Here is an 8,420-nt window from a genome sequence, read left to right on the forward strand (position 1 = left end):
GTAATCCCCGGAATGAAGCCGAGGACCCCTACAAGGAGAAAGACCGCTCCGACTATCTGCGCTGCTCGCTGAATGGTGGTGCGGGTCCGGGCGGGGTTATGGGTGGGGGTCATTTGTTCTCCTCAGTGGCATTACATGAGTCCGGATGGAGCCTCGGGACTTTCCCGAATAATGAAGATCATAAGGTTGCTTAGTTCCTTTTGACCAGTATGCCGTGCTGAGGAAATGAAGGTCGGATATGGTGTGGAGCAAGTACTGGGAGGCATCTTGTTGGGGGTCCGCCCACCAATAGATCAAGGGAAGGGCCCGGTTCAGTGAACCGGGCCCTTCCCTTGATTCGGTATGTCGATGATGCCTAAGCGGTGATTCCCGTGACCTCAGGTTTGGAAGTGAGGTCCTCCACGGCCTTTTGCATGTGACGCTTGATGGCCTTTTGGAGGCCACTGCGGTCACGTGCTTCGAGGAGATCCAGGATCATTTGGTGTTCCTGCACCAGCGCATCGATGCGCGGGTAAGCCACTTCCAGGCTGAGAATACACATCCTTGATTCCGCGGCCAGGGTTTCATAGATCCGGATCAGGCGCGTGTTTCCGGTGCCGGACACAAAAGCCGTATGGAACTGCATATCCAACCGGGCGATTGCCTGCCAGTCCGATGCCGCGACTTGTTTGGCCATGCTCCGGATGATGCCTTTGAGTTCCCTGCAGGTGTCCGTGACCTGGTCGGACTCGGAATCCAGGAGTGTGTTGGCGGCGGCCAGTTCCACAGCCTCCCGGACGGCGTAGATCTCCCTGACGTCGTCCGTGGAGAGCTCCAGGACGAAGACGCCGCGGTTACGCTTGCTCACCAGGATGCCTTCCTGGCACAGTCGCTGCAGTGCTTCGCGCAGCGGGCCCCTGGACGTGCTGAGCTGACTGGCCAGTGCGGACTCATTGACCTGTTGCCCGGGGCTGAAAGCCCCTTGAACAATCATCTCCCGCAATTGGTCAGCGATCAGCTGCGCCGTGGGCCGGCCCTCCAGGACGAACATTCCCTCCGGTGCCGCCATTGACATCCCCTCATTCCATGCTTCGGCAAATTGAATCTATTAGACCGCTACTGCGGTGTACTTGTATTCCAAAAACTCGTCAATCCCAATTTTTCCGCCTTCGCGTCCCAATCCGGACTGCTTGACGCCGCCGAAGGGGGCTGCGGGGTTGGACACAAGACCTGTGTTCAGCCCCACCATTCCCACCTCCAAGTCGGCTGAGAACCGCAAAGCCTTTTCCATGCTCTCGGTGAATACGTACCCCACCAGTCCCCACTCAGTATCGTTGGCGAGACGGAGAACTTCGTCTTCGCTGTCGAACGGTGTAATGGCAGCTACAGGGCCGAAAATTTCCGTGGACATCAGCGCGGCGTCCGTGGGGACGTCCACCAGGACAGTGGGGGTGTAGAAATAACCCGGTCCTTCCGGACGGCTAGCGCCTGTCAGAACGCGCGCACCCTTGGAAATGGCGTCTGCAACGAGGCTTTCGACCTTTTCCAGGCCCTTCTGCTCAATGAGGGGTCCGACCTCGGTCCCCGTCAAAGCGCCATTGCCCACCTGCAATTCTGACATCTTTTTGGCGAACTTCTCACCAAATTCGTCCACGACGGAGCGGTGGACGAAGAAGCGATTGGCGGCCGTGCAAGCCTCGCCCATGTTCCGCATCTTGGCTTTCATGGCTCCGTCTACCGCCTTTTCGATGTCCGCGTCGGCGAGCACTATGAAGGGGGCGTTTCCGCCGAGCTCCATGGAGGAACGCATGACGTTGTCCGCGGCCTGTCGGAGCAGGATCTTTCCCACTTCGGTAGAGCCGGTGAAGCTGATCTTGCGGGCGATTCCGCTGTCCGTCCAGGTTCGGACCACGCCCGAGGCGCTCGACGTCGTCACGACGTTCAGCACGCCGTCGGGAAGTCCTGCTTCCTTGAAGAGTTCAACGAGCGCCAACGAAGTCAGTGGCGTCAGCTCTGCCGGCTTGAACACCATGGTGCATCCTGCGGCGACGGCCGGGGCAATCTTTCTCGCCCCCATGGCGAGGGGGAAGTTCCACGGGGTCACCAGAACAGAGGGGCCCACGGGTTCCTTGGTAATGAGGATGCGGGTGTTGCCGTCCACGGAGCTGGCGTTGTCTCCACCGATCCGTACTGCCTCTTCGGAAAACCAACGGAGCATCTCGGCGCCATAGGCTACCTCGCCCTTTGCCTCCCCAAGTGGCTTGCCCATCTCGGCGGTCATGATGGTTGCCAAGCGGTCTGTGTTGGCAATGACGAGGTCGTATGCGCGGCGGAGAATGTCCGCACGTTCACGGGGAGTGGATTTTCCCCACCCGGCCTGGGCGCGCCCTGCGGCCTCAATGGCCAGCGTGGCATCTTCCTTGTTGCCGTCGGCCACGTAGGCGATGACTTCGTTCGTGGCGGGGTTTTCAACAGCAAAAGTGGCGCCGTTTGCGGCCGGCTGCCAGCGGCCGTCGATAAACAGGTTTGTCTGTAGTGAACCGGGATCAAGGGAGGGGGTCATGGTGGCTCTTTCAGTAATCAGGGGGATTAGGAGGTGGCCGACTTGAGGGCCTGCGAGAACCTGGATAGGCCAACTTGAATCTCGTCACTGCTGACGTTCAGTGCTGGGATGAGTCGTATGACGTTTCCGTGCGGCCCGCAGGTGAGCAGCAGGAGCTCTTCCTTAATGGCAGCCTGCTGGACGGCCAGCGCAGTTGCCGCGTCCGGGGTTTTGCCTGCAGAAGTGAATTCAACGCCCTGCATCAGGCCCCGGCCGCGGACATTGCCGATGCCTGGGAATTCGCCTTGCAATGTCTCCAGCCCCCTCCGGAGTTCATCGCCGCGGAGAAGGGCGTTTTCCACGAGTTTTTCGCGCTTGATGACTCCAAGGGTGGCTACGCCGGCTGCTGCCGCCACCGCGTTTCCACCGTAGGTTCCGCCTTGGGACCCTGGCCAGGCCTTTCCCATTAGCTCTGCGGAGGCAGCAATTGCGGAGATGGGGAAACCGCTCGCAAGACCCTTGGCGGTGATGACGACGTCGGGCAGGATTCCGGCCCAATCATGTCCCCAGAATTTACCGGTGCGGCCGACGCCGGCCTGTACCTCGTCGAGGATCAAGACGATTCCGTGTTTGTCTGCACGTTCACGCAAACCTTGGAGGAATACTACGGGGGTGGGGATATACCCGCCGTCTCCGAGGACAGGTTCGATGATGAAGCCGGCAGTATCGCTGGGGGTGCTGATGGTCAGCAGCAGATGGTCCAGTTCCTTCAGCGCAAATTCGACGGCGGTGGGTTCGTCCCAGCCATAGCGGTACCAGTGCGGGAACGGGGCTATGTGCACGCCGCCCATGATCGGCGAGAAACCTGAGCGGAACTTGGTCCCGGCTGTGGTCAAGGAGGCCGCGGCGACAGTCCGGCCGTGGAACCCACCCTGGAAGGAGATGATGTTGGGCCTGCCGGTAGCCATGCGGGCCAAGCGGATGGAGGCCTCAACCGCTTCAGAGCCTGATGTTGCGTAGAACACGCTGTCCAAACCCTGCGGCAATACAGTACCCAAAAGCTCGGTGAGTTCCAGCAGGGGTTTGTGCATCACCGTGGTGTATTGGGCGTGGACAATCTTGCCCACCTGTTCGCGGGCGGCCGCTACAACGTCGGGATGGCAGTGACCTGTGCTCGTGACACCAATCCCAGTGGTGAAATCAAGGTATTTCTTTCCGTCGGTCGCGTGGATCCAGCTTCCGGCCGCATGGTCGACAACCACGGGAGTTGCCTGCTTCAGGATAGGGCTAAGTGTTGCCATGGGTTCATACTTTCTTAGGAACTGTAGATTGTCAACAATGCGCGATTGAAGGGTAGGCCTCTGCGTGAGCAGCACCCACTAGGAGGCGTGGAATCTCTCTGGTCGAAGGAAATCCAAGCCGTCCCACCAGCGCTTGCCGAGTGCCTCGTTGGCTGCAATTTCTCCGTAGCCCGAGGCCATTTTGAAGCCGGCCCCGGAGTACCCTGTGGCCGAGTAGATTCGGCTGGTCCCGCCGAAGAAACCCATCAAAGGCTGGGAATCGGAGGTGAAGAGGTCCGGGAATGCGTCCGAGCGCACGATGCTGGGAATCAGGCCAGGAAAGAATTCGGAAACCGTCTCCATGGTTTCCGTAATCTCTGCTGTGCTGAGGTCACGGGGCACACCATCGGCGGCGGGGGTGGATACCCCGCGGCCATCGAGCGTGGCTTTGACTGTGACGCCGTCCATGGCCGGTGCCCCGTACATGGAGCGATCCCCGGAAATCCTGATGAAGACCGGAAACTTCTCCGGTGCGAATTGTTCCGCGTCACGGGCAACAAACCATGAGAGGAAAATCCGCTTGGTTTCGGTGTGCGCTTTGAGATAGTCGGGCATGAGTTGTTGGGACCAGGCGCCCGAGGCGACGATGACCCGATCGAAGGTCCAAGTGCTTGCGCCGGATGTGATCACGACGCCGTCGTCGGTTTCAGTGATGCTTTCGATGGGAGTGTTGATGTTTACTGTTGCGCCGTTGGCCTCCGCCGCGCTGACTGCTGCCGTGATGGCACGATCGGTTCGGAGGGCGCCGGCGTTGGGGTCATAAACGGCGACGTCGTCGGCGCGGAGGTTGTGTTGGGGGTAGCGGATGGCCATCTCTTCACGGCTGAGAATCTGGTGAATGCCTCCGGTGGCGCGTGTGGTCTCGAACAGGCTGCGGAGGTACGTACCGGAGTCGGTGCCGATCGACAGCCCGCCGCAGCGTGTGAGGATGTCCTGACCGGTCTCTGCCTCAAGCTCTGCCCAGAGTTCGCGCGAGCGTTCCAGGACAGGGAAGTATCCCGGGTTGCCGCGGTAAATCATGCGGAAGAGCCGGGTGTCTCCGCCTGCTGCGCTGCGACTGTGGGCAGGTGAGTGTGCTTCGAATCCCACTACGGAGTCAGTGAGCCGGGATGCCTGCCAGAGGGCCATGCTGCCGATGCTGCCCAAACCGATAACCGCGAGTTTTCCATCCATGGCTAGAGAACCTGCTTGAGGAAGGCTTGGGTTCGGGGTTCTTTGGGGTTGGTGAGGATTTCCCGGGCGTCCCCGCGTTCCACAACATTGCCGTCGTCCATGAAGATCAGGGAGTCTGCTACTTCCCGGGCGAAGCCCATTTCGTGGGTGACGACCACCATGGTCATCCCTTTCTTGGCGAGGTCCTGCATGACGGCCAGGACTTCGCCTACCTTTTCAGGGTCCAAGGCGGAGGTGGGCTCGTCAAAGAGGATGATGTCCGGGTTCATGGCAAGGGACCGGGCGATGGCGACGCGTTGTTGTTGGCCGCCGGAGAGCTCGGCGGGGTAGCGGTCCCCGAACGCGCCGAGTCCGACGCTGGTGAGCAGTTCCTGGGCTTGTTTGGTTGATTGTTTTTTGTCGGCGTGTTTGACCAGCACGGGGCCGGCCATGACGTTTTCGCGGGCGGTCATGTTGGGGAATAGGTTGAACGACTGGAAGACCATGCCCACGCGGGTACGTTGCAGAGCCAGCTTTTTGGGTGGCAGGGCGTGGTAAGCGGTGTCGGTTTCGTAGTAGCCAAAGTCTTCGCCGTTGACTTTCAGGATGCCGGAATCGACGGTTTCGAGGCCGTTGATGCAGCGGAGAAGGGTTGATTTGCCGGAGCCGGAGGGGCCGATGATGCAGCAAATTTCTCCGCTGGCGATGTCGAGGTCGACGTCTTTGAGGACGGTTTTGGGGCCGAAGGACTTCCGGATTTTTTGGGCGTTGATGGTGCCGTCAGCGTTCATCGTGCGATGCCTTCCGGTGCGGTGAGTGTCACTTTGCGGGCTTTCCGGGGAACCCGGGCGGAGGTGTGTGAGTACTTTTGTTCGAGCTTTGATTGGGGGTAGCTCAGGAGCATGGTCATGACCAGATACCAGAGGCTGGCGACGATGAGCAGGGGAATGGTTTCGTAGGTGCGGGCGTAGATGAGCTGGGCGCTTTGGAGCAGTTCTGCTACGCCGAGGACGGAGACCAGGGAGGTGCCTTTGAACATGCCGATGACCTGGTTTCCGGTGGCGGGGATAATCGAGGGCATGGCTTGGGGGATGATGACTTTGCGCATTTTCATGGCTCCGCTCATGCCAAGGGAATCGGCGGCTTCGATTTGGCCCTTGCCTACTGAGGAGAATCCACCGCGGATGATTTCAGCCATGTAGGCCGCCTCGTTCAGGGTGAGTCCGATCAACGCTGCGGTGATGGGGCCCATGAGGGCGTTGGTGTCGATCGCGGTGCCGATGTCGGTGAAGGGAATCCCGATGCTCAGGTTCGGGTACAAGGCGGAGAGGTTGAACCAGAAGATCAACTGCACCAGCACCGGGGTGCCGCGGAAGATGGTGATGTAGACCCCGGCCAAGGTGGCGATGGGTTTGATGCTGGAGGCTCGCATGATGGCCAAGCCCAATCCCAAGAGGGTGCCCAGCGCCATGCTGGCCACGGTCAGGAAGATGGTGAGCATCAGCCCGCGCAGGATGGATTCGTGAGTGAAGTACTTTGCTACAACATCCCATTTGAAGTTGGGGTTCGTCGCCACCGAACTCAGCACCCCGATGCCGACCAGGATGCACACCACCCAGGAAACATATTCAAAGGTGCTGCGCCGCTTCAACCGCGGTTTCAACGCCGGATCCAACCCGTTCATCCCTTTACTTCTTTCCAAAGTCACTTGCTTCATCGGGGCACCCACTAGTTCAGTTTGGCGTCGGTAATAGCTCCGGACTCCAGGCCCCAGTTATCGAGGGACTCTTTGTACTCCGGTGTCTGAAGGACGGATTGGAGCGCCGCCTGGAAGGCAGGCGTCAGGGGTGAGCCCTTCTTCAAGCCGATGGCGGTCAGGTCGCTGGACCCCACTTCGACGCGGCCCACGAGCTCAAAGGAGCCAGGCTGCTGCTTCTCGGCCCATGCAAGTGCAGTCGTGTCATACAGGATGCCGTCAATGCGCTTGGAGTGCAGCTGGGTCAGGGCGTCCTGGACGTTGGGCAAGGTCACGCCGTTGATGGCGGGCTGTCCCTTTGACGTGCAGCTACGTTCGCTCAGGGCGGGGAGGCGCTTGAGCTGGCCTGTGGACCCTTGGGTGACGGCTATGTTCTTGCCGCACAGTGTTTCGACGGTGAGGTTGAGTGGGTTTCCCTTGGGCACGGCCACAGAGTTACCGGCCTTGAAGTAGTCGATCATGTCCAGCACCTTGAGGCGTTCTTCCGTCTTGGACATCGTGGTGGCCGTGAAGTCGAAGCGACCGCCGTCAAGCCCGGGAACGATGGTGTCGAACTTCGTGTCCACGAACTTCAATTTCAGATCGAGCTTTTTGGCAATGAGCCTGGCGACATCAGGGTTCAAGCCGATCGCGGTTGTATTGTCCTCGGCGAGGAAGGTGGTGGGCGGGTAGTGCAGATCCATGGCAACTGTGAGTTCGCCCTTGTCCTTGATGGACTGCGGCAAGAGTGCCACGGCAGCAGCGTCCGGCTGAACGCCTTCGGATATGTCGGTGGTGTTGGCTTTCTTGCTGTTCTGTGCGGAGTCGCTGTTGGCAGCTCCTCCGCACGCACTCAGCGCCAGGAGAACGGCCAATCCTGCAGCTGCAGTCTGCGCCTTGTTTCGAGTCTTCATGGTGGTTCCCTTCGAGGGGGGAGTCTGGTTGGGGAAGGAAGAAGTCTTAGGTTCAAATGTGATCCGGATCTCTCCGTTATCTACTGCAATGCAACGCCCTCAACAGTAGATTGTCAACAATTTACAGAAACTTTTTTGCAATCCTGGTTGGCCGGGAGTTGAGGAGGATCTTGGTCGCCAAACTGTTGACAATTGACAATTTGTCGGCCTACAGTCGAGTCATCAGCCCAGAAGCTTGTGGCTTCCCCGGCAGTGTTAGCGGTGAAATCCCGCCCCTCTTGACACCTTTACAGGCGGCCCGCCCGCTTCTATCTCCCTACAAGAAACGGAATCGACATGGCAGAGACCACCCCCAGGCCGAAGTACATTTCCTTTGACATCTACGGCACGCTGATCAACTTCGACATCGATCCCACCACCCGGCGCCTGCTTGATGGGCGTATCTCTGAAGAGCAGTGGCCCACCTTCAAGAAGCAGTTCCGCGGATACCGGTTCGACGAGGTGCTGGGGGACTACAAGCCCTATGAGCAGATCCTTCAGGATTCTTTTGATCGTGTGTGCAAGCGCTGGGGCTTTGGTCCCACCGAAGGTGCGGGCGCGGCGTTTGCCGACGCTGTCCGCGGCTGGGTTGCCCACGAGGACGTGCCGGCCCCGCTGAAGCTCATGGGCGACAACTACCAGCTTGTGGCTCTGTCCAACGCGGACACCAGTTTCCTGGACATCAGCATTCCCAAGCTCGGCGCAAACTTCCACTCCGT

Annotated in this window: 7 protein-coding genes and 1 pseudogene; 1 reads left to right on the forward strand and 7 read right to left on the reverse strand. The window is 59.6% G+C overall.

Features of this window, described 5'->3' with window-relative positions:
* Positions 1 to 355 precede the first annotated feature (355 nt).
* The 7 genes from HP499_RS16960 to HP499_RS16990 form a co-directional block, all read right to left on the reverse strand.
* Positions 356 to 1,048 carry a GntR family transcriptional regulator gene (locus HP499_RS16960; RefSeq protein ID WP_172325385.1) on the reverse strand — a complete coding sequence of 231 codons (693 nt, stop codon included), beginning with the start codon at positions 1,046 to 1,048 and terminating at the stop codon, positions 356 to 358.
* Positions 1,049 to 1,087: 39 nt separating this feature from the next.
* On the reverse strand, positions 1,088 to 2,542 hold the full coding sequence (locus HP499_RS16965; protein ID WP_172325386.1) for an NAD-dependent succinate-semialdehyde dehydrogenase: 1,455 nt from the start codon (positions 2,540 to 2,542) through the stop codon (positions 1,088 to 1,090).
* A 26-nt stretch (positions 2,543 to 2,568) separates the two neighbouring features.
* A complete protein-coding gene (locus tag HP499_RS16970) occupies positions 2,569 to 3,822 on the reverse strand; it encodes an aspartate aminotransferase family protein (protein WP_172325387.1) in 1,254 nt (417 codons plus the stop codon).
* Between the two features lie 78 nt (positions 3,823 to 3,900).
* Positions 3,901 to 5,034, reverse strand: a complete 1,134-nt coding sequence (locus HP499_RS16975; protein WP_172325388.1) for an FAD-dependent oxidoreductase — start codon at positions 5,032 to 5,034, stop codon at positions 3,901 to 3,903.
* 2 nt (positions 5,035 to 5,036) lie between these two features.
* Positions 5,037 to 5,804, reverse strand: a complete 768-nt coding sequence (locus HP499_RS16980) for an amino acid ABC transporter ATP-binding protein (RefSeq protein WP_172325389.1) — start codon at positions 5,802 to 5,804, stop codon at positions 5,037 to 5,039.
* Positions 5,801 to 6,697 carry an amino acid ABC transporter permease gene (locus HP499_RS16985; RefSeq protein ID WP_172325390.1) on the reverse strand — a complete coding sequence of 299 codons (897 nt, stop codon included), beginning with the start codon at positions 6,695 to 6,697 and terminating at the stop codon, positions 5,801 to 5,803. Before HP499_RS16985 ends, HP499_RS16980 begins: the two co-directional genes overlap by 4 nt.
* 44 nt (positions 6,698 to 6,741) lie before the next feature.
* Complete coding sequence (locus HP499_RS16990; RefSeq protein WP_172325391.1) at positions 6,742 to 7,662, reverse strand: ABC transporter substrate-binding protein; 921 nt, start codon at positions 7,660 to 7,662, stop codon at positions 6,742 to 6,744.
* 336 nt (positions 7,663 to 7,998) lie between these two features.
* Here HP499_RS16990 and HP499_RS16995 point away from each other — a divergent pair.
* A pseudogene (locus HP499_RS16995) lies at positions 7,999 to 8,420 on the forward strand (haloacid dehalogenase type II); the annotation flags it as partial.

Origin of the sequence: Paenarthrobacter sp. CM16, assembly GCF_013179505.1 — a bacterium.
Lineage (GTDB): Bacteria > Actinomycetota > Actinomycetes > Actinomycetales > Micrococcaceae > Arthrobacter.